General features: G+C 43.1%; 20 protein-coding genes. 6 read left to right on the forward strand and 14 right to left on the reverse strand.

Annotated features, from left to right (window positions below; translation table 11 throughout):
• The first annotated feature begins 293 nt into the window (after positions 1 to 293).
• Positions 294 to 1,424, forward strand: coding sequence for a DNA-processing protein DprA (dprA, locus tag PN457_RS00665; protein ID WP_271730647.1), 1,131 nt, complete (start codon positions 294 to 296; stop codon positions 1,422 to 1,424).
• A gap of 136 nt (positions 1,425 to 1,560) precedes the next feature.
• Here the strand turns inward: dprA and PN457_RS00670 are convergent, their stop codons facing one another.
• Positions 1,561 to 2,967: a serine hydrolase gene (locus PN457_RS00670; RefSeq protein ID WP_271730649.1), complete on the reverse strand. Its 1,407-nt coding sequence runs from the start codon at positions 2,965 to 2,967 to the stop codon at positions 1,561 to 1,563.
• Between the two features lie 166 nt (positions 2,968 to 3,133).
• Positions 3,134 to 3,859 (reverse strand): RNA methyltransferase, encoded by a 726-nt coding sequence (locus PN457_RS00675; protein WP_271730651.1) that lies wholly within the window; start codon positions 3,857 to 3,859, stop codon positions 3,134 to 3,136.
• A 164-nt stretch (positions 3,860 to 4,023) separates the two neighbouring features.
• On the opposite strand from PN457_RS00675, the gene PN457_RS00680 reads away from it, so the two are divergent.
• Positions 4,024 to 4,374 carry a DUF6464 family protein gene (locus tag PN457_RS00680; protein WP_271730652.1) on the forward strand — a complete coding sequence of 117 codons (351 nt, stop codon included), beginning with the start codon at positions 4,024 to 4,026 and terminating at the stop codon, positions 4,372 to 4,374.
• Positions 4,375 to 4,447: 73 nt separating this feature from the next.
• Here the strand turns inward: PN457_RS00680 and PN457_RS00685 are convergent, their stop codons facing one another.
• From PN457_RS00685 to sufB, 4 genes are all read right to left on the reverse strand, one after another.
• Entirely contained in the window at positions 4,448 to 5,710 is a 1,263-nt protein-coding gene (locus tag PN457_RS00685) for a cysteine desulfurase (protein ID WP_271730653.1), read from the reverse strand.
• Positions 5,711 to 5,740: 30 nt separating this feature from the next.
• The gene (gene sufD / locus PN457_RS00690; protein WP_271730655.1) at positions 5,741 to 7,093 is read right to left on the reverse strand and encodes a Fe-S cluster assembly protein SufD; all 1,353 of its coding nucleotides are present in this window, start codon (positions 7,091 to 7,093) and stop codon (positions 5,741 to 5,743) included.
• Positions 7,093 to 7,875 carry a Fe-S cluster assembly ATPase SufC gene (sufC, locus tag PN457_RS00695; RefSeq protein ID WP_271730656.1) on the reverse strand — a complete coding sequence of 261 codons (783 nt, stop codon included), beginning with the start codon at positions 7,873 to 7,875 and terminating at the stop codon, positions 7,093 to 7,095. The genes sufD and sufC overlap by 1 nt, the downstream gene beginning before the upstream one ends.
• A gap of 96 nt (positions 7,876 to 7,971) precedes the next feature.
• Positions 7,972 to 9,411: a Fe-S cluster assembly protein SufB gene (gene sufB / locus PN457_RS00700; protein ID WP_271730657.1), complete on the reverse strand. Its 1,440-nt coding sequence runs from the start codon at positions 9,409 to 9,411 to the stop codon at positions 7,972 to 7,974.
• A 271-nt stretch (positions 9,412 to 9,682) separates the two neighbouring features.
• Here sufB and sufR point away from each other — a divergent pair, with 271 nt between their 5' ends.
• Positions 9,683 to 10,366: an iron-sulfur cluster biosynthesis transcriptional regulator SufR gene (sufR, locus tag PN457_RS00705; protein ID WP_271730658.1), complete on the forward strand. Its 684-nt coding sequence runs from the start codon at positions 9,683 to 9,685 to the stop codon at positions 10,364 to 10,366.
• A gap of 38 nt (positions 10,367 to 10,404) precedes the next feature.
• Positions 10,405 to 10,665 carry a hypothetical protein gene (locus PN457_RS00710; RefSeq protein WP_271730660.1) on the forward strand — a complete coding sequence of 87 codons (261 nt, stop codon included), beginning with the start codon at positions 10,405 to 10,407 and terminating at the stop codon, positions 10,663 to 10,665.
• Between the two features lie 78 nt (positions 10,666 to 10,743).
• On the opposite strand, the gene PN457_RS00715 is transcribed toward PN457_RS00710, so the two are convergent.
• Both PN457_RS00715 and PN457_RS00720 read right to left on the reverse strand, forming a co-directional pair.
• Positions 10,744 to 11,364, reverse strand: a complete 621-nt coding sequence (locus PN457_RS00715) for a hypothetical protein (RefSeq protein ID WP_271730661.1) — start codon at positions 11,362 to 11,364, stop codon at positions 10,744 to 10,746.
• Positions 11,365 to 11,759: 395 nt separating this feature from the next.
• Complete coding sequence (locus tag PN457_RS00720; protein ID WP_271730662.1) at positions 11,760 to 12,092, reverse strand: YbjQ family protein; 333 nt, start codon at positions 12,090 to 12,092, stop codon at positions 11,760 to 11,762.
• A gap of 334 nt (positions 12,093 to 12,426) precedes the next feature.
• On the opposite strand from PN457_RS00720, the gene PN457_RS00725 reads away from it, so the two are divergent.
• Positions 12,427 to 13,107 (forward strand): tetratricopeptide repeat protein, encoded by a 681-nt coding sequence (locus PN457_RS00725; RefSeq protein ID WP_271730663.1) that lies wholly within the window; start codon positions 12,427 to 12,429, stop codon positions 13,105 to 13,107.
• Here the strand turns inward: PN457_RS00725 and PN457_RS00730 are convergent.
• The 3 genes from PN457_RS00730 to PN457_RS00740 all read right to left on the reverse strand — a co-directional run bounded on the left by PN457_RS00730 (position 13,104) and on the right by PN457_RS00740 (position 16,176).
• Positions 13,104 to 14,786 carry an NAD+ synthase gene (locus tag PN457_RS00730; protein WP_271730689.1) on the reverse strand — a complete coding sequence of 561 codons (1,683 nt, stop codon included), beginning with the start codon at positions 14,784 to 14,786 and terminating at the stop codon, positions 13,104 to 13,106. The genes PN457_RS00725 and PN457_RS00730 overlap by 4 nt on opposite strands.
• 83 nt (positions 14,787 to 14,869) lie before the next feature.
• Positions 14,870 to 15,616, reverse strand: coding sequence for an NUDIX hydrolase (locus tag PN457_RS00735; RefSeq protein WP_271730664.1), 747 nt, complete (start codon positions 15,614 to 15,616; stop codon positions 14,870 to 14,872).
• Positions 15,577 to 16,176 carry a nicotinate-nucleotide adenylyltransferase gene (locus PN457_RS00740; protein WP_271730665.1) on the reverse strand — a complete coding sequence of 200 codons (600 nt, stop codon included), beginning with the start codon at positions 16,174 to 16,176 and terminating at the stop codon, positions 15,577 to 15,579. Before PN457_RS00740 ends, PN457_RS00735 begins: the two co-directional genes overlap by 40 nt.
• A gap of 466 nt (positions 16,177 to 16,642) precedes the next feature.
• On the opposite strand from PN457_RS00740, the gene PN457_RS00745 reads away from it, so the two are divergent.
• Entirely contained in the window at positions 16,643 to 16,795 is a 153-nt protein-coding gene (locus tag PN457_RS00745; RefSeq protein ID WP_271730666.1) for a nicotinate phosphoribosyltransferase, read from the forward strand.
• Positions 16,796 to 16,875: 80 nt separating this feature from the next.
• Here the strand turns inward: PN457_RS00745 and PN457_RS00750 are convergent, their stop codons facing one another.
• The 3 genes from PN457_RS00750 to pstA all read right to left on the reverse strand — a co-directional run bounded on the left by PN457_RS00750 (position 16,876) and on the right by pstA (position 20,457).
• On the reverse strand, positions 16,876 to 18,384 hold the full coding sequence (locus tag PN457_RS00750; RefSeq protein WP_271730667.1) for a UbiD family decarboxylase: 1,509 nt from the start codon (positions 18,382 to 18,384) through the stop codon (positions 16,876 to 16,878).
• Between the two features lie 361 nt (positions 18,385 to 18,745).
• On the reverse strand, positions 18,746 to 19,540 hold the full coding sequence (gene pstB / locus PN457_RS00755) for a phosphate ABC transporter ATP-binding protein PstB (protein ID WP_271730668.1): 795 nt from the start codon (positions 19,538 to 19,540) through the stop codon (positions 18,746 to 18,748).
• The gene (gene pstA / locus PN457_RS00760) at positions 19,534 to 20,457 is read right to left on the reverse strand and encodes a phosphate ABC transporter permease PstA (RefSeq protein ID WP_271730669.1); all 924 of its coding nucleotides are present in this window, start codon (positions 20,455 to 20,457) and stop codon (positions 19,534 to 19,536) included. The genes pstB and pstA overlap by 7 nt, the downstream gene beginning before the upstream one ends.
• Position 20,458: the final 1 nt, after the last annotated feature.

The raw sequence follows: 20,458 nt of genomic DNA on the forward strand, positions 1-20,458 counted from the left end.
ATATTTCTCTTAAGATTTACAAGAAAGACTACCGCTATCATTGCTTGGTTTTCGCGTTGGCAATAGTCTTAATTCAATACTTGATATCGTAGGATTATATATCAAGTGGGCGATTTTCTTAACTCACTTATGTTAATGCTTGTCAACATAAGTATAGTTTTGTCTATAAAATAGTCAGCTTAGGACTAGCTCTTGTAGGGTGGGTAGGAAAGCCCGCCCTACTACTCAGATTAAATCTGCTGTCAGTACAAATATTAGCTAACTTTAGATAGGTTTTATCGGAATACTTAATCGTGGCAGAAGAAAAAGCGTATTGGCTAGCTTGGTCGCAAATTTCCGGGGTGGGTCCAGTGTTAATGCAACGGCTAAACCAGCATTTTGGTAGTGTAAGTACAGCTTGGAATGCTAGCAAAGCCGAATTAGCAGAAGTGGAAGGTTTTGGTTTTCAGACCTTAGAAAAAGTAGTTGCACAGCGATCGCGTGTACGTCCAGAAGAATTACTCACCCAACATCACCAAGAAAACCCCCATTTCTGGACACCAGTGGAGCCAGATTATCCCCGTTTATTACTGGAAACTCCCACCCCACCCCCAGTTTTGTATTATCGGGGTCAAGTGGATCTGCGGGAAAATCTGGGACAAACACCCATGGTGGGAATTGTGGGGACACGGCGACCTTCAGACTATGGTATTCGTTGGACTCGCCAAATTAGCGCAGCCTTGGCTAAAAATGGCTTTACAGTCGTATCTGGGATGGCGGAGGGAATTGATACAGAAAGCCATCTAGCCGCGATGCAAGCGGGGGGTAGAACCATAGCAGTTTTAGGAACCGGCGTAGATGTCATTTATCCCCCTAAAAATCGCGATTTGTATAAACAGATTTTGACTCAAGGGTTAGTAGTGAGTGAATATTCCGCCAAAACCCCACCAGACCGCACTCACTTTCCCCGCCGTAATCGGATTATTGCGGGTTTAAGCCGTGCAGTTTTGGTCATGGAAGCGCCTGCTAAGTCTGGGGCTTTAATTACGGCTGGTTATGCTAATGAATTTGGCAGAGATGTCTATGCATTACCGGGAAGAATCGATGATTATCCATCGCAAGGGTGTTTAAAATTACTCAGTCAAGGTGCTTGTTTGGTGCTCAGGGAACTAGACGAACTGTTAAAAATGCTCGGAGCTATCCCCAAACTGGATACAATCGACACTACACCCATCCCGGAACAGGTTCCAGAAAAGGTAAAATTACCGAGGTTACCGCCAGAAATGCAAGCAGTAATGGATGCTATTGACTCTGATATTTTAACCTTTGATTTAATTGTGCAAAAAACAGGGATGAATACAGGCTTAGTTTCCAGCACATTATTACAGTTAGAACTTATGGGGTTAGTTTGCCAACTCCCTGGAATGCGTTATCAAAAGACCTAAATTTTACCCACAAAACTGCATATTTGCTAGATGTTCTTTTAGTTCACCGCCGAAAATAAATTTAGTTTCCCAAGCAGTAACCGGTAAAGAATTGGATCGATGGGGTGGTAGATGTGATGACTGAATTTACCAAAACTTATCTAGAGGGGAAAGGTTGTGGAGTCGAGAAGGGGTTTTGAGGAGCATTTGGGGGGATATTGTTCCCCATATTCTGAGGTGCTGGTGGAGTCATTACTGCATTGGATGCCGGATTTTGGTTAAATTGTTGGTAAGCAGCCTTAGAAATAGAGCTAATTAGTTTTTCGGCTTCCGGGTCATTATGGGGGCGTTGTACCATCACAGCCGCAATGTAGCGTTTACCTGTGGGGATATCAATTAAACCCACATCACCCAACATGGTGCCAATATCACCTGTTTTGTGGTGTATTCTTGCCCCTGGGCTTAAACCAGAAGGTAGCAGATGATTCCGCTCTGTACGACGCATAATATCAAGGATAAGGTCGCGCGATCGCATACTGACTAAATTCCCCTGATTGACCATAGCCAGTAAATTCGCCAAATCCCTGGGGCTAGTGGTATTGGTTCCTGATAAATCCGGGAGAGGATTACGAATAGCTGTAGCGGAGAGTCCCCAAATTTGAAACCGCTGATTCAGGGCTTCCATACCTCCTAATCGAGCAATCAGCATATTAGTAGCGGTGTTATCGCTGCTTGTACTCATGCGAGTAGCGATTTCCATGGCGCTATACTGAGTCCCCACTTTTTCATGTTGCAGATTTCCCGAACCACCGGCTATCATATCTTTTTCCATGGTTAGCATTTCATCCAGGCGGACTTTACCGGCATCCACATCTTGGAAAAAGGCGATGAGAAGTGGTACTTTAATAGTACTAGCCGAGGAGAAACTGCTCGATCCATTCACATCCACATAGCCACCAGTCTCTAAATCCAGCAAGAACACCCCGGGTTTGAGATTGGGGTTTGCAATTGCCAAATTTTGGATAGCATTTTTCAATGGGGTAATTTCCTGGGTTAAATATAAACCAGAAGTATTATGTATAACTTGCGGCTGATTCTGCCCCAAATGAGGAGATTGTGTCCCCGAATGACTGGGCATACGAGTAGCAGGGTCTAACACTGACAACACCGTACCCATGATCGCACCGACACCCACTCCCACAATCAACAACCGCAAAGCGTATAACATGGTTCTAGCCATGGGCTTTAACCGTGTTTTTCGCGATACTCGTCTACCCATTTTCGGCATTGCTTGCTTGTCTACCCGGACGGTCTTTAATTGTGCTTTACCCCTCCTCATATAGGGCATGGGTTTTACCCCTGTAGGCATGGCTAACACCGGTTTGGAGCGAGACATCATATTATAATTCAGCCCCGTCACGGCTACTTGTTTCTTGGGAGAACGCTGCTGATTAATGACTTTTACTTTTTTCTTTGCCACCTTTTGTCCGTTACCCTGACGCGGGCGAAGGTTGGTCGGTTGACCCCGCGAAAAGTTTCTTAGTTTGTCACTTGACTCTGACACTGTTACTCCTTGTGACCCACTCGAATGTTTTCGGTGCAATCTCACTCTAGCTTGCGTGGCGTAGCCATACCAAAACTCACCAGTAGCCTTTGTATGTTTAGTGTAAGCTATTTTAAATGTTTCAGGGGGATAATTTCGTAGATTTTCTCAGGTTCAATCATAAGTTTTACTCATGTTTCTTGGTTTTAATCACCCATTCTATTTGTCGCAGAATCCCTCTGAGCATGGCTACCTCCTTGGTTTGTAGGTGCGCGCGATTATACAATTGGCGGAATTTAGCCATGCGACTAGCGGCTGTATGGGGATACAAGTAACCAATATCTATTAGTAGAGATTCTAACTGCTGATAGTAGTTTTCTAATAGATCCAAAGATGCCAGTTCCAGGCTGGGAGGTGGCGTTGTCGGTGGTGCTATTTGTCCGAGTTCATAACAGCAAATACCTACAGCTGAGGCTAAATTCAGGGATGAATAATTGTCACTGGTGGGAATGCGAACAAACCTCTGAGCATAATTGAGTTCTTCATTACTTAAACCCCGGTCTTCTCTACCAAAAATGAGGGCGGCGGGTTCCTGTGGTGACTCTAATAACCAGGGTAGGGCGCTGCGGGGATTTTCTAAGGGTGTGTCCCAATCACGTACCCGCGCTGTGGTGGCGATCGCCCGGACACATCCGTGCAATGCTGCTGATAATGTGGGTACTAATACCGCAGATTCTAAAATATCCTTGGCATGAACTGCCATTTTCATGGCTTCCGGTGACAGTGGTTTGCATTGGGGATTGACTAAGACTAGGTTATGTAAACCAAAATTTTTCATTACTCTGGCGATTGACCCTAGGTTCAACGGTCCTGCTGGTTCCACCAACACAATTCTTAAGTCAGCCAATGCCATTTTTGCCTCCCATCATCCCTGTGATTTGTACTTAACTTTGTGCATTTTACCGATAGCTTGCATAGCGTAACCATCAAGCTATACAATTCTAGTTAAATGCCAAAGCAATCACCCGTTGCTAACATCGGATAAGGTAGTTAGCGCATAACAGAGGCCAAGATCAGGTGTTGAAGACGCTATTAGTGATGACTGTTGGTTTATTACCATCCCTGTTTTCCCTGTGGGTAATTCGTAGAACCCATTTTCACCCACGCCGACGGACCAGACAAGTAGCTACTCACTCACAAACACCCATCCCGGAGAGGATCACACCCTTTGAGAGCGATGGCGCTAGGTCACCGCTGCTACGCGATCGCTATTATTTGGAAGGTGTGGGTTATCTCATCGGTGATATTAGTTGTAAATTTAATGCTCGCTCTGGGTATATGCGTTGTGCTGTTAACCCCATTGGTCCTTGTGGGGGTTGTCGTCATTATGAACAACGAGAATTAGCAACTACGGAAAACCTCTTTTAACCGTTTTATCTTTGTTAGTAAGTATAAGTGCTTTTCTGTTACCTCACAAAGGTGGGAATGACCCACCTTACATTTAAGCCTGGAAACCGGCAAAAAAGTCAAGGGTTTCCTGCAAAGCCTTGATAAAAATATCAATTTCTTCGCGGGTGTTATAGAAAGACAAACTTACCCGTGCGGTTCCCGGTAAACCTAAGTAACGGTGTAAGGGTTGAGTGCAATGGTGTCCAGAACGAATCGCTACCCCTTCTTGATCTAATAATGTAGATAAGTCGTTAGGGTGGACATCTGCGACTGTGAATGCAGCTAAAGCAGCTCTACCTTCTCCTTGGGCGTTAGGTTTAGGCCCATAAACTTGAATTTGGGGTATTTGGGCTAATTTTTGGAATAAATAAGCGGTGAGTTCAGCTTCGTAGGCGTGGATTCTATCCATGCCAATATTACTAAGATAATCTACCGCCGCCCCTAGGGCGATCGCCTCAGCAATAGCGGGGGTACCGGCCTCAAATTTATGGGGTAATTCTGCATAGGTAGAATGGTCTAAATATACATCAGCAATCATCTCACCTCCACCGAAAAATGGTGGCATAGATTCTAACACTGCCAACTTACCATACAAAAACCCAATACCAGTAGGTGCGCACATTTTGTGACCAGAGGCCACCAACCAATCACAGTTGATTGCCTGCACATCCACGGGCATATGAGGTAAACTTTGGCAAGCATCAACCAAGAATTTAGCACCGTATCTGTGAGCGATGGTGGCAATTTCTGCTACTGGGTTAATGCAACCCAAAGTATTAGAAACATGACTTACTGCTACCAGTTTTGTTTTCTGGGAAATCAGCTGTTTAAACTGTTCTAAATCAAAACTACCTGCGGGTGTCAATTCGACAAACTTTAACACTGCACCCGTTTTTTGTGCTACCAATTGCCAAGGAACAATATTACTGTGGTGTTCCATCACCGACAGAATTATCTCATCTCCAGTTTGCAAATTGTTCATACCCCAGCTGTAAGCTACCAAATTAATGGCTTCACTGGCGTTGCGGGTGTAGATGATTTCCTGACGTGACGCAGCATGAATAAATTTAGCGACTTTATCTCGTGCTGCTTCATAAGCATCAGTGGCTTTAGCACTAAGGGTATGAGCGCCGCGATGCACATTAGCGTTATACTGTTCGTAATAATCCCGTAGGATATTTAACACGAACACGGGTTTTTGAGAGGTAGCAGCATTATCCAGATAAACCAAAGGTTTACCGTTAACTTCCTGATGTAGTAGGGGGAAGTCAGGACGAACTTTGTCAGCTAGGGTTTTGGTAGGGGTGAAAGTCATGGGTAATTAGTCATTAGTGATGATAAATAGTCATTCATGACCATTTACCGTGTTTAATAGGATATTTTGCAGAGACTTGACGGGTATTTGGTTGATAATTTCCGCAGCAAAAGCGTTAATCAACAACTTACGCCCATCGCTTTCATTAATTCCGCGACTTTGGAGATAAAAGATGTCATCGTCTTCCAATTGACTAACCGTAGCACCATGAGCGCATTTAACGTTATCGGCGGTAATTTCCAATTGGGGTTTAGTATCCACTCTCGCCTTTGGTGATAACAGTAAATTGCGATTTAATTGTCCTGCATCTGTCAACTGGGCTGGTTTGGGGACAAAAACTTTACCGTTGAACACCGCATGAGCGCGATCGCCTACAATACACTTATGTAATTGTCTGCTTGTACCATGGGGATGATTAAGTGCGATGAGACTGTGAGTATCAGCCAACTGCTTGTGAGAAATCATCGTCAAACCATTGAGAGTAGTTTCAGTTTGCTCACCAGTTTGGAAGACTTCCAAATTGTGGCGAGATAACCGACCCCCAAAAGTCAAAGCATGACAAGTATATCGACTATCACGAGCCTGAGTGACAGTCGTCTTCCCAATATGAAAAGCTTCTACACCTTCGCGCGCTAACCGAGTATGATTCACCTGAGCATTGTCACCCAGCCAAATTTCCGTTACCGCATTAGTCAGGTAAACCGGCTTGTTCTTAGTGTTTTCCGTCTCCCCCAACCCAGCAAAAGTAAAATCTTCCACCAAAGTTACACTACTACTAGACTCCGCCACTACCAAACAACGAGGCTGGTAAATGCTCGGTTGCTCATCAGCAGTATTGAGAAACAACAGATGAATAGGCGTGTCAACGGTGACATTTTTCCCCACCCACAACACCGCCGCATCAGAAATTCCAGCAGTATTAAGAGCAGTAAACACCTCTTGTGAACCCTCAGCTTGTGCTAAATAGGGTTTAACACCCTCCTGCTGAGACTGGGACAAACCCGCCAAATTACCGACCACAACACCAGATGGTAAATCTGCGACTGCGGATAAATGGGGCGCATAAACACCATTGACAAATACCAAACGACTGTTAACAGCTTCTGGTAAAGTTAAAGCCGAGATATCAGCTGATTTTAATTGTGTATCTACATGAAACTGTACTTGGCGTAAAGCTGACAAATCAGTAAAACGCCATTCCTCATTGCGGGTGGTGGGGATAGTAGCATGACGTACCCCATGAGCAGCACCTTGGCGTAATTCCTCTAACCAGTCCTGGGTTTTAGGAGAAATTACTTGATTTAATAACCCAGTCAGAAAATCATCCCTATCCCGCAGACCATGAGAGTTAGAAACGGGAATAGACTCAACTTGAATAGTCATTACACACCCACCTCAGCAGCTTCTAACACCCAGTCATAACCGCGAGTTTCCAATTCTAGAGCCAAATCCTTACCACCACTGGTGAGGATGCGACCCCGAGCCATAACATGGACAAAATCCGGGACAATATAATTAAGTAAGCGTTGATAGTGAGTAATCATAATGGTGGCATTTTCTGGACTAGTTAACTGATTCACGCCATTAGCCACAATTTTGAGAGCATCAATATCCAAACCCGAATCAGTCTCATCCAGAATACTCAACTTTGGTTCCAGCAGGGCCATTTGCAGAATTTCATTGCGCTTCTTCTCGCCACCAGAAAAGCCTTCATTGAGACTGCGATTCAAAAAAGCCGGATTCATTTTCACTACATCCAACTTTTCTGAAATCAAATCATCAAAATCAAAAGCGTCCAATTCTTCCAAACCTTGAGCCTTGCGGCGAGAATTGTAAGCTACCCGTAAGAAATCCAAATTACTCACACCTGGAATTTCCAAAGGATATTGAAAGGCCAAAAATACACCTGCTCTAGCGCGTTGCTCTGGTTCCATTTCCAGCAAGTTCTCACCCTGGAAAATCACCTCACCACCAGTCACCTCATAAGCTGGGTGTCCGGCCAACACCTTAGAAAAAGTGCTTTTACCAGAACCATTGGGTCCCATAATCGCATGAATTTCTCCAGATCGCACCTCAAGATTTAAACCCTTGAGAATTGGAGTTCCATCAACATTAGCCGTCAAATCTTTCACTGACAGAACTACTTCACTATTTTCAATAATCATGTTCTCTCTTCTCTTCTCTTACTTTGCGCTCTGTGCGTCTGTGTGGTTCCTTAATCAAGACTAGGAAAAATAAAAAGCCTAGCCCTTGGTTGACAATTATCCAACACTACCTTCTAACTTGAGACTCAGAAGCTTGTCCGCTTCCACAGCAAACTCCATAGGTAGCTGATTAAACACATCCTTACAGAAGCCGCTAATCATCATAGAAATAGCATCCTCTGGGGAAATACCTCTCTGAGCGAAGTAAAACAGTTGGTCTTCGCCAATCTTAGAAGTAGAGGCTTCATGCTCCACTTTTCCGGTATTATTTTGTACTTGGATATAAGGGAAAGTATTGGCATGGGCATTATCGCCAATCAGCATAGAGTCGCACTGAGAATAATTTCTCGCGCCTTGAGCTGTGGGATTGACTTTCACTAAACCGCGATAACTGTTACTGGAGTTACCCGCTGAAATTCCCTTAGAAATAATCGTGCTGCGAGTATTTTTACCCACATGAATCATTTTGGTTCCGGTGTCAGCTTGCTGCATATTATTGGTCAGCGCCACCGAGTAAAACTCACCCACGGAGTTATCACCCACTAACACACAGCTAGGGTACTTCCAAGTAATAGCCGAACCTGTTTCTACTTGAGTCCAGGAAATTTTAGAATTGACACCTTGACACAAACCGCGTTTGGTGACAAAATTATAGATTCCACCTTTACCATTTTCGTCCCCGGCGTACCAGTTTTGGACAGTGGAGTATTTAATTTCGGCGTTGTCCAGGGCGACTAGTTCCACTACAGCGGCGTGTAGTTGGTTGCTGTCATACATAGGTGCGGTACAACCTTCTAGGTAGGAAACATAGCTACCTTCTTCGGCTACAATCAAAGTCCGTTCAAATTGTCCTGTATCACCAGAGTTGATGCGGAAATATGTAGACAATTCCATGGGGCATTTTACGCCTTTAGGAATATAGACAAAAGAACCATCACTAAATACAGCACCATTCAAAGCTGCAAAGTAATTATCCGCCGCGGGAACAACGCTACCCAGGTACTTCCGCACAAGTTCGGGGTGTTCTTGTAGGGCTTCGGAAATTGAGCAGAAGATAACCCCATCTTCGGCTAGTTTTTCTTTAAAGGTCGTAGCCACCGAAACGCTATCAAAAATCGCATCAACGGCGACATTGGCGAGGCGCTTTTGTTCCGATAGGGAAATACCCAATTTTTCAAAGGTTTCTAGTAGGGTGGGGTCTACTTCATCCAAGCTGTTGAGCTTGGCTTTGGCTTTTTTGGGGGCGGAGTAGTAGATAATATTCTGATAGTCGATGGGCGGGTACTTGACGCTAGGCCAAGTTGGTTCCGTCATTTTTTGCCACTGGCGATAACATCTGAGCCGAAAATCTAACATGAACTGTGGTTCGTTCTTCTTGGCGGAGATCAAGCGAACAACGTCCTCGTTTAGTCCCCGGGGGATAGTGTCGGCTTCAATATCGGTGATAAAGCCGTACTTGTAGGGTTGGTTGACTAAGGTTTTGACAGTGGCACTCATCGGTATAAATCTCTTGTGTTCAGAACTGCAATTGTGGAATCTGTTTACTGATATCTCTTTAAGGATGGCAGAGGGGCTATGGTGTGCGCCTATTCTCCGCTGGTGTGACCGAGTGGTTACACATCTGTTAGAATAGTAATTGGGGAGTAAAACAACTTGCGGGTTGTTTAATTTATTTTCATTTTACGCTAAATTAACAACAAGAATGTTGTTAAAGTCAAATTTTCTAAAAAAATTTTTGGGGACGTTCGCGCAGCGTCTTGTAGGGAAAATGGAGATTACTCACCAAACCTCGACAAAGCAAGATATTCTCGAGTATCTGCTTAAACGCTCACAAGCAACTGCTTTTGAGTTGGCGGAAGTTTTAGATGTCAGCAAGCAAGCCATCCGTCGTCACCTGAAGGATTTGGAGACGGAGGAGCTAGTTCTGTATACATCTGTACAAGTAGGGATGGGGCGGCCGCAACATATCTATAAATTAAGCCCTCGGGGACGCGATCGCCTACAAAGAAGTTTGAGCACTCACCAAGCCGACCGCTACGGCGAGTTTGCGGTGTCACTGCTGGACACTTTAGCGGAAACTGTAGGCCGTGAACAAGTTAGCTCGATTTTACAGAAACAGTGGGAGAGGAAAGCCCAAGAATACCGCGATCGCGTCGGTAAGGGTTCACTCCAAGAGCGTGTAGCTAATTTAGTCAATGTCAGAAAGGCTGAAGGATTCATGGCTGAGTATCACTGTGTGGAATCCTCCCATGGTGATAGCTTTATCTTCATGGAACATAATTGTGCCATTTCTAATGTTGCCGAGTCCTTCCCTAGCATCTGCGGTCATGAATTAGAAATGTTTGCGGCGGTGTTACCAGATTGTCACGTAGAGCGAACCCATTGGATTATCAATGGTGAACATCGTTGCGGGTATTTAGTGCAAGGGCGACCAGAACAAACAGATGAGTAAGTAGTAATAATTTTGACTTACATTCAACAACTAAATATATGGATATACTACCACAGCAACCTTCAGCACAATTTCTCACCTTAGAAGAGTCGGCACAAGTTGATAGCGCCTTGTTGTCTTCTTCGGAAAAGTTTCTCACCAGACTAACAATTTCATCCCTCAAACTTTTACAGCATATAGCCCAAGAATACGGTGTTGCTATAGAAGACCTAAGCACCCAGCAGCTGATTACTTGGTTTGAAAAGGATGCCAAAATTAAGCGAGAGCAGGGAATTGAAGCTTCATATTTGAAGTGGTAAAAATTCCACACCGCAATAAAAAGCACCTTCAAAAAGGTACTTTTAGCGATGAACTTTATGTAATTTTAAGTACCACATTTAAGTCCGATAATTGTTAGTTCTAGGACTGCGAGCGCCCACAACAGCCCCCATAAGAGCCGCAGCTAAACTTAACAGGGATCCCAACACAAACCACCACAAAGCTCTAGAAGTAGCCCCAGCAATTTGGCGGGCTTGTTCAGCAGTTACAGCCGTTTCCGGTGGGGGTGTGCCTAGTTCAGGTGCTGGTACTACTGCAATATTGGGAGCCACCACGCCAAAAGTACCCCATACTCCGGTTGCTAATAACCAAGAACTCAGGGCGATAGTAGTAGCCCAGAGAATTGCGCCGTTGAGTAGGGCTGTATTTCGATTCATGGGGCCACAAGTACGAGTTGTCACCCAACCACCAATGAACAAGGAGATCAACAAAGCTAGGGTTGACCAGACTCCCACATTAGCAGCAACATCAGGGGCTATAGTCCTGGGGGCTCCCGAACCAGCAATGCTAGCTGCGCCGATAGCACCAAATAAGGAACTCAAGATTAATTGAGTAGCTAGGGCTACCAATACACCGGCAATGATTGGTCCCCAACGCACCCGGTCATGATATTCAGCGACTCTAGCTCCTAGTTGTGGTTCATTAATAACTTCATCGCCTACACGATTTATGTATGACATAGTTAATTTTCTCCATTGCTTTGTCAGCAAAGTTTTTCTCAAGTATATTCATTTTTTTGAGTCATGCTTATGCTTTAAATTAAATTCCCAGCTTTGATTTTTAATATCTATCAACAGCATGACTTAATTACTCTATCTTCAGTAGGATGAAATGCAATTAATTAATAAATTTATAGCTAATCCATCGATTATTAATGTCTTGATTGTTTGAGGTTATGTGAGGAGCGAGCAACAAGATTCTTTCTCGCCCTCCTTAATAATTAGAGGGTGGGCGTGAGGTTTCATAGGACTTTCTCCAAGAAATCAGATGCGGCCTTTTAGTCATGCTCACAAAAATGGGTAATCACAACAGATGAGATTACCCATTAGCCACCGGACAAAAGACTATTAACAAGCTAACGTATTTTCACAGCCGTACCTGTGGCGGTAATTAGCAACATCACCCCGGTCTGTTCAACATTGATATTGATGGTACCAGTATGAAATTGAATACCAATTACAGCATCTGCACCTAAAGCATGTGCACGTTTTTCTAATTCTTCTATGGCTTTGCGTTGTCCCTGCTCAAATAGTCGCTCATAACTAGCAGTACGCCCACCGATAATATCTCGAATGCTGGCAAAAAAATCGCGGATGAAATTACTCCCGTACACAACTTCCGCGGTGACAATCCCTAAATATGATTCAATAATGGCACCTTGAATCACATCAGTTGTAGTGAGAATCATAAATTAACCCCGTAATAGCAGATTAGTCTTTGGCGGGTGTATGTCGTGTATTGTCCGTCATTTATACCCTTAGTTATTCTATTATTGGTAATAAAAAACTTATATTTAAGATGAGAAAAACTCATTAAACTAGGCGTTTTGTCCAAATACTTGATTGATAGGATATAGTGAATACTATATATTGAATATCAACTCAGGCTGTCTTGTCCTGTAAAAAAGTATCTGAATTAACCAGATATTTAAATTTGGCCAGAGTAAATAAATGTGGTTTTCAAAACTGATAATTTTTGTTTTAATGTACAAAAACCTCCCCTATAATTGACGGAATTTTACTATGTACAAGCCCATTTCACTTGTAGTTAGTATTCTATGCTTAGGACTGACTACCGTTAGCATACCCTCCATGGCTCAGAGCCAAATACTGATGGCGCAAACCAATAACTCCCAAGTCAGGAGACTGTTTGAGGAAGGGCAGAAACTGGTAAGAGACCAGGACTATAATGGGGCGATCGCCATTTATCAACAAGCGGCTCAGATAGAACCAAAGAATGCCAGAATTCATTCTGGGATAGGCTACCTGTATGCTAAACAAGGAAAATTTCCAGAAGCCCTAGCCTCCTATCGTCGAGCGATCGCTATTAACCCGAATAATAGCGATTTTCATTACGCCATGGGTTACATTAAAGTTAACTTGAATGACATTAATGGGGCGAAAGAGTCTTACCGTCGTGCTATCCAACTCAACCGTAACCATTTAAATGCCTACTTGGGATTAGGTTTCACCCAATCTCGTCTGGGAGACTTTACTGCTGCTAATTGGGCTTACGAAGAAGCAATTAAACTAGACCCCAATAATCCCCAAACTTATGAGTTGATGGCTAAGATGTATCAACAGCGAAGAAATACAGCCCGCGCCAACCAATTACTACAGACAGCCCGTAACTTGTATCAACGGCGCAATGACACGGCTGGAGTTGATAGGATTAATGGGATGTTGAGAGACCTAGGGGGTTAATTAACAACTTTTTCGACAGCACCCCAGTTACTAGCAATTGGCATTCGCCAACCAGTACCAAAGGCACGATCTGTAATTTTTAATCCTGGGGGTGCTTGTCTGCGTTTAAATTCAGCACGGGCGACCATTTGAATGACTCGATTGACAATGAACCGGTCATGACCTGCGGCGACAATTTGGGCTGCTGATTGGTGGTTATGGATGAAGCGTTGTAAGATGTCATCTAAAATCTCGTAGGGGGGTAGAGAATCTTGATCAACTTGTCCGGGTTTGAGTTCAGCACTGGGTGGTTTGATGAGAATATTGTGGGGAATAATGTCGCCATTACTATTTAACCAGTGGCACAGTGAATAAACACGGGTTTTGGGAACATCAGCAATTACAGCCAAGCCACCATTCATATCACCGTAAAGGGTGCAATAACCCACTGCCATTTCTGACTTGTTGCCGGTAGATAATAAGAGATAACCGAACTTGTTAGCGACCGCCATCAATAAATTACCACGAATCCGGGATTGGATATTTTCCTCAGCAATGCCAAATTCAGTACCAGCGAACAAGTCAGCCAAGGTGTGATCGAACCCTGACATTAATTCCCCTATTTTTAAGATAGTAGTTTGAATACCCAAATTTTCCGCTAATGCCAAAGCATCAGTTACAGAATGCTCTGAACTGTAAGGAGAAGGCATCAGTACACCGATGACATTTTCTTTACCGACGGCCGCGGCGGCGATGGCGGCGACTAATGCTGAATCAATTCCCCCACTTAGACCCAGCAAAACTTTAGAAAAATGACACTTTTGGGCGTAATCTCGCACTCCCAACACCAAGGCGTGCCAAATTTCTTCCTCTTCTGACTGATATACCGGTGCCACAGAACTCAATTGTAAATCTCCCCGGGCTTGATCAAATTCAACTATGACCAAATCAGTGGCAAAACCACGAGCACGACAGACAATTTCACCCTGACGATTTAAACCAAAACTACGTCCATCAAAAATTAAATCATCATTTCCCCCGACTTGATTGGTATAAATCATTGGTTGTGAAAAACGTACCGCACTATGATTGAGCATAGATTCTCGATACTGCTGTTTACCAACACTATAGGGTGAAGCTGACAAATTGACAATCAAATCTACACGCAAAATCGCTAAATCAGCAATAGGATTAACGGCATAATTACGTTTTCCTAAAAAGTCTTCATCGTTCCATAAATCTTCACAAATAGTTACACCAATATCAAGATTATCTAGGGTGAAATAATTAGCTTGTAGCCCTGGTTCAAAGTAACGGTTTTCATCAAAGACATCATAGGTCGGTAAAAGTCGCTTATGAAAAACTTGTTTTACTTTCCCTTCTGTCAACAAAGCGATGCTATTAAATAAACTTTTTCCCCCAGTGCTATCAGCTTTTAAATTGGGGGAAACAGTTCCTACCAATACAGATAAATTGGGCGGTAAATCTGTAGCTAGCTGTTGTAATGTCATCCCCATAGCTGTGACAAAACTAGGATTTAGTAATAAATCTCGCGGGGGATAGCCACACAAGGAAAGTTCTGGGGTTAATAATAAACGCGCACCTTGATTGGCTGCTTTTTGGGCTGCTTCGAGAATTTTCTGAGCATTAGTGGACAAATCACCAATAGTAGGATTTAGTTGAGCGATCGCAATTTTCATGGTTGGTATATAGCAATTTTTTCCTGTGTGAGGTACACCATATAACGAATTTCTCACAGATGCACAAAGATGAGGATAAGCTATTAAATAAAGACTAAAGGTTTATCTTTAAAAGGAGCAAACGCCTCTGCATCAAATTTATATAAACTAGCCGGACGACCAGCACCCCGTGATACTTTAATTCCCGTATCGGATAAAAAACCTAACTTGAGTAAACGCGCCCGAAAGTTAGAATAGTCGGCGAAATTGTCCCCTAAAACTGTGGTGTATAATTGATACAAATCATTTAAGGTGAAGCTGGCGGGTAGAATGTCAAAAGCTACGGGACTATACTCTAACTTATTTCTTAAGCGTCTGTGTCCATAAGCCAAGACTTGATTATGATCAAAGGCTAATTGCGGTACTTCTTTGACTGGATACCAAGCAATTCCAGTCACTTGCTCTGCAATTAGTTCTGCTTCTTCAAACCTGACTAGAGCAAAGTAACTCACGGATAGATAACGTACACCATAACCATTAGTAGTTTCTCTAGGGTCGCGATTTGGTCCGCCAAAGGTGTATAACTGCTCTAAATAGAGATTATTTACTCTAATTTTCTCTGCCATAATCCGATAAGCAGCATCTTCTAAGGATTCTCCTTTACGTACTAAAGTACCCGGAAGACTCCAGGAATTTAAACATGGTTCTTGCTGTCGCATGACTAAAAGCACTAGCAGCCGATTTTGAGCGGTATCTACAGAAAAAATGACGTTATCAACACCCACTTTAAAATCAGCCCAAGGTTGTTGATTTAGCAGACTTGGTATCTTTTTGTGGTTGCGTCCTGGCATTTGTACAAATGCTGTTGATGAATATAAGCGATAATTGGGGGAGTCAGGGCTTGAGTATCTCCATGTTCACGATAGGCGGTGGAGGAAACATCTATACCGGTTAAGCTAGCGATCGCAATTTGACCGCCTAGATTTTTCACCGGTTCCAAGCTATACTTGTCTATGGCATATCCTGGTCGAGCCACAATTAATAGTTCTACTTGCTGCAACAAATTTTGAATACGATACCAACGCGGTAACTGATGTAATAAATCGGAACCAATCACCAATGTAAACTCAGTATCATCACCCCAGCGAGCCTGGGCTTTTTCCACAGTTTCCAGAGTTCTAAAGCTACTCAAATCCTGTTCTAAAGTAATATTGCTGCGTGGGGTATCGATATCCTCAATCAATAATTGCAGCATTGTTGCCCGATGTTCCAAAGGTGTTTGATGAGACTTAAAAGGATTATCAGCAGCCCAAACCGCCACCCAATCATAAACCTCACACAACCACCTCAGAATCTTTTGATGTCCAGCTGTCGGCGGATCCGCACTAGTACCAAACAAAGCAATTTTCATATTTTACCTTTGGGTAATTTACCTATCATTTGCGTTTAAATAGCAATAATTCATACATGATAATTTGATAATCTTCGGGATCACTTGCCATGCCAGAGTATTTTTACCACATTTTAACCCTTTGTTATAGTAGATTTTACCATATATAATATCAAATCAGCCCAGCATAAAGTTATATGAGTCCTCTAAACATAAATTTAACCATGGGGATTATTTGATAAATTGCCATTATTTAACTTATTTTAATAGTAATTTATACCAATATTTACTGCTAATTTTTGAGCAAGGTTTTGTGAAAAATCTCAAATATCAACATAAGTAAAACTTAACCAAAATATAAACTGTTGCAAAGATAACTAAATAAAGATTAAACATATTTATAATATGTTGCAATTTTAATGTTGTGGACAACATCAGTACTAAAGTAGATAAATCAAAACCAACGCGACTCAGCAAGGAGTCTCATATGGCGATTTCAAACAGATTAGCTAGCATCATGCAGTATGTTTCTGAAGCCGTAATGCGGATTTTTACACCTACTGACGATGCTTATCCGGTGATTGGTGTACAGCCATTTACAGGAGAACCCTATAGACGTAGAACAGCCAACAGTTGGTAGTTCTGGAAATTCCACACAAATGAATCAAGCAGACAATCCTGATCTCCCCCTCCTCCCTAGGGAAGAGGGGCTACTACTTTTTACCGCATATCGTAGCCGAACAAATTGGGATCTACCTCCCCTAACTTTAAATTCGCTAAACCATACTCAGCCCAGCGTCTATCTACCATCGCTGCTATATTGGGGTCTGACTCCAGAGGTGCGCCCCATTCGTGGTCTGTTTCGGGTGGTATTTTCGTAGTCGCATCAATACCCATGCGTCCACCTAAACCAATTTTCTCACTAGCAAAATCTAAGGTATCAAAGGGTGTATTAGGCAAAATAAATACATCCCTAGAGGGATCAACTTTGGAACTGATAGCCCATACTACTTGACGCGGATCACGAATATTGATATCTTTATCCACCACAATCACAAATTTAGTATAAGTAAATTGGGGTAAGGCACTCCAAAACGCCAAAGCAGCCCGTCGCGCCTGTCCTGGATATGCTTTATCAATGGAAATAATCGCAGCTTTGTAACTTAAGGCTTCCATTGGTAAGAAGAAATCCACAATTTCCGAGACTTGTTGCCGCAAAATAGGAGTGTAAATCCGATTCAGGGCGATCGCCATCATCGCCTCTTCCTTGGGGGGACGACCGCTAAAAGTGGTTAAATAAATGGGGTCTTTGCGGTGGGTCATACATTGGAAGCGCACCAACGGAGAATCTTCCACACCACCGTAGTAACCCATATGGTCGCCAAAGGGGCCATCTGGTAATACTTCCCCTGGTGTAATTGTCCCTTCCAAGACAAATTCTGAATCTGCGGGAACTTCTAAATCTACAGTTTTACATTTTGCTAGGTTGACACCGGAACCGCCATAGAGTCCTGCAAACAACCATTCTGATAGATCTACAGGAATGGGTGTTGCCGCAGCCATAATGATTAAAGGATCTACACCCAGAGCGATCGCCACTTCTAACTTTTTACCACATTCAGCAGCCTTGCGTAAATGTCTAGCCCCACCCCGCACAGATAACCAGTGAACAGTCATCGTATTTCGAGATTGCAGTTGCAAGCGATACACACCTACATTGGGCGTACCCGTTTCACAGTCCTTGGTAATTACTAATCCCAGAGTGATAATCTTACCGGCATCGCCTACATACGGACGTATTAAGGGTAACTTATTTAAATCTAAATCATCACCTTGGACTACCACTTGTTGACAAGGTGGGAAAAAGTCTCGTCCTGGTTTAGCCTTCACTACATCAAACAGCACCTTCCCAAAGTCTATAGCTTGGGAAATCTTTTTTGGTGGTTTTGGTTGTTGCAGCATACCCAGCTTTTTACCCAGAGTTTCCAACTCTTCTGGATGCTGCATATTCATTGCCCAGCATATCCTTTGCACAGTTCCCATCAAATTAACCGCCACCGGGAACGATGCGCCTTTAACGTTCTCAAATAGTAACCCTGGTCCACCTTTTTGTAGCATCCGGTTGGAAATTTCTGCAATTTCTAATTCTGGGTCAACTAAAGCGGAAATTCTCTTTAATTGTCCTCTTTCTTCCAGAATTTTGATGAATCCCCGTAAGTCTCTGGCCATGGTTATAATAAAGGTGAATAGGAAGAAAACATATTACATATGTTTTCTTAATATTAATTCATGATTAGCTTTAACTAAGCTGGCAAAGTCATCTTGCAAACCGTCAAAAAATGGGTAAATAAGCCAAAAATACCCACCTACTACAATAATTTCCCCTTGATATCTAAGTTTAACGGTAAATTAACCCAGTAGTGAACTTTTCTTAACCCCAAACTAGTTGGGGTCAAGTTATTTTAATCCAGTATAGGGAATCAGCACTACCCTAATCAAACATGGCGATGATATATGTACTTAGCTAGCAGCAGGTAGCCAGCTACCTGCTAGCTTTGTTTTTTGCCACTAAAATTGTGGAAACAAAAGATTATCCAAAACGACCACTAACATAATCTGCCGTTTTTGCCTCAGAAGGGTGATGAAAAATGACCTCTGTCTGATCAAACTCCACCAGTTCGCCCAAATACATAAATGCCGTATAGTCAGATAAACGAGTTGCTTGCTGCATATTATGGGTGACAATCAAAATCGTCACTGTTGTTTTCAGTTTAGTAATTAACTCTTCAATGCTGGCAGTAGCTATGGGGTCTAGGGCAGATGTTGGTTCATCAAATAGTACCATTTCCGGTTCAGTAGCCAAAGCCCGGGCGATACAGAGCCTTTGCTGTTGACCACCAGAAAGGTTAAAAGCTAAATCACTCAGACGGTCTTTGACTTCATCCCACAAAGCCGCACTTTGCAAAGCTGTTTCTACTTTCTCATCAATAATGTCACGTCTAGTTTCACCCCGTACCCTCAAACCATAAGCCACATTTTCATAAATAGACTTAGGAAAAGGATTAGGTCTTTGAAACACCATACTAATCCGCATTCGCACTTCAATGGGGTCAACTTTACGACTTAGCAGGTTGACCCCATCTGGTTCTAGAGTGATTTCTCCTCCATAGCGATTACCCGGATAGAGGTCATGCATCCGGTTGAAACAACGTAGTAGGGTAGTTTTACCACATCCAGATGGTCCAATCAATGCCGTAACCTGCTTCTCAGCCACTGGCATATTAATGTTCTTCAGAGCATGGACTGTACCAGCATAGTAAAAATTAAGACTATTAACCGCCGCCTTTAAGGGCTTGTTCAGTTTGGAATATCCTGTTTCTACCATTTGATTTTACTGCGTAAACGATAACGGAAATAAATTGCTACAGCATTCATGGACAAAGTAATCACAATCAGAACAATACCCGCTGCCGCAGCGTTCACCTGAAAGCTAGTTTGGGGACGAGATACCCAAGAAAACATTTGAATTGGCAGCACAGTAAAAGGAGCAGATAACCAAGCAAATGAAATGAAGGGAAAATCACTCGTGATTGGGGGGTCAGGTAAGAAGGCAATAAATGTCAAAGCCCCAATAGTAATTAAAGGCGCAGTCTCACCAATAGCCCGCGCCAAGGCCACAATCACACCAGTCAGAATTGTTCCTGTGGAGTAGGGCAAAACGTGATCCCAGATTACCTGCCACTTAGAAGCCCCGGTTGCATAAGCAGCCTCGCGAATACTATTAGGAATAGCACGGATAGCCTCACGAGTAGCAACAATTACTATAGGTAAAACTAGTAGCGCCAAAGTTAACCCGGCAGTAATGACACTTTCACCCAGGTTCAATCCATAAACAAACACACCCAAAGCTAAAAGCCCATAAATAATCGAAGGAACGCCCGCCAAGTTAGTAACATTAATTTCGATTAAATCAGATATCCAATTTTTGCGGGCATATTCTTCTAGGTAAATTCCCGATGCCACGCCAATGGGTACTGCAGAGGATGCCGTGACTAACATCACAAGTATAGTACCTACCCAGGCAGAGAGAATACCAGCCTGTCCTGGTCTGCGACTGGGAAAAGAAGTGAAAAACTGCCAGGAAAGCCGGGGTAACCCATCGTGCAACAAATCCAAAAATAGCGCCAACAAGGTGATGATGGCAACCAGCATTGATAACAGGCTGATGATCCCAAAAATATATTCTGAGCGCTTGTTATTGCTAATGGCCTTCCGGGCTTCCTGAAGCTTGAGATTTGTCATA

The organism is Anabaenopsis arnoldii, from assembly GCF_028331025.1.
Lineage (GTDB): Bacteria > Cyanobacteriota > Cyanobacteriia > Cyanobacteriales > Nostocaceae > Anabaenopsis > Anabaenopsis arnoldii.

Excerpts from the sequence above, each read along its gene's own strand:
- PN457_RS00675 (WP_271730651.1), bottom strand. The coding sequence starts at position 3,859 with ATGGCATTGGCTGACTTAAGAATTGTGTTGGTGGAACCAGCAGGACCG.
- PN457_RS00685 (WP_271730653.1), bottom strand. The coding sequence starts at position 5,710 with ATGACTTTCACCCCTACCAAAACCCTAGCTGACAAAGTTCGTCCTGAC.
- sufD (WP_271730655.1), bottom strand. The coding sequence starts at position 7,093 with ATGACTATTCAAGTTGAGTCTATTCCCGTTTCTAACTCTCATGGTCTG.
- sufC (WP_271730656.1), bottom strand. The coding sequence starts at position 7,875 with ATGATTATTGAAAATAGTGAAGTAGTTCTGTCAGTGAAAGATTTGACG.
- sufB (WP_271730657.1), bottom strand. The coding sequence starts at position 9,411 with ATGAGTGCCACTGTCAAAACCTTAGTCAACCAACCCTACAAGTACGGC.
- sufR (WP_271730658.1), top strand. The coding sequence starts at position 9,683 with ATGGAGATTACTCACCAAACCTCGACAAAGCAAGATATTCTCGAGTAT.
- PN457_RS00710 (WP_271730660.1), top strand. The coding sequence starts at position 10,405 with ATGGATATACTACCACAGCAACCTTCAGCACAATTTCTCACCTTAGAA.
- PN457_RS00715 (WP_271730661.1), bottom strand. The coding sequence starts at position 11,364 with ATGTCATACATAAATCGTGTAGGCGATGAAGTTATTAATGAACCACAA.
- PN457_RS00720 (WP_271730662.1), bottom strand. The coding sequence starts at position 12,092 with ATGATTCTCACTACAACTGATGTGATTCAAGGTGCCATTATTGAATCA.
- PN457_RS00725 (WP_271730663.1), top strand. The coding sequence starts at position 12,427 with ATGTACAAGCCCATTTCACTTGTAGTTAGTATTCTATGCTTAGGACTG.
- PN457_RS00730 (WP_271730689.1), bottom strand. The coding sequence starts at position 14,786 with ATGAAAATTGCGATCGCTCAACTAAATCCTACTATTGGTGATTTGTCC.
- PN457_RS00735 (WP_271730664.1), bottom strand. The coding sequence starts at position 15,616 with ATGCCAGGACGCAACCACAAAAAGATACCAAGTCTGCTAAATCAACAA.
- PN457_RS00740 (WP_271730665.1), bottom strand. The coding sequence starts at position 16,176 with ATGAAAATTGCTTTGTTTGGTACTAGTGCGGATCCGCCGACAGCTGGA.
- PN457_RS00745 (WP_271730666.1), top strand. The coding sequence starts at position 16,643 with ATGGCGATTTCAAACAGATTAGCTAGCATCATGCAGTATGTTTCTGAA.
- PN457_RS00750 (WP_271730667.1), bottom strand. The coding sequence starts at position 18,384 with ATGGCCAGAGACTTACGGGGATTCATCAAAATTCTGGAAGAAAGAGGA.
- pstB (WP_271730668.1), bottom strand. The coding sequence starts at position 19,540 with ATGGTAGAAACAGGATATTCCAAACTGAACAAGCCCTTAAAGGCGGCG.
- pstA (WP_271730669.1), bottom strand. The coding sequence starts at position 20,457 with ATGACAAATCTCAAGCTTCAGGAAGCCCGGAAGGCCATTAGCAATAAC.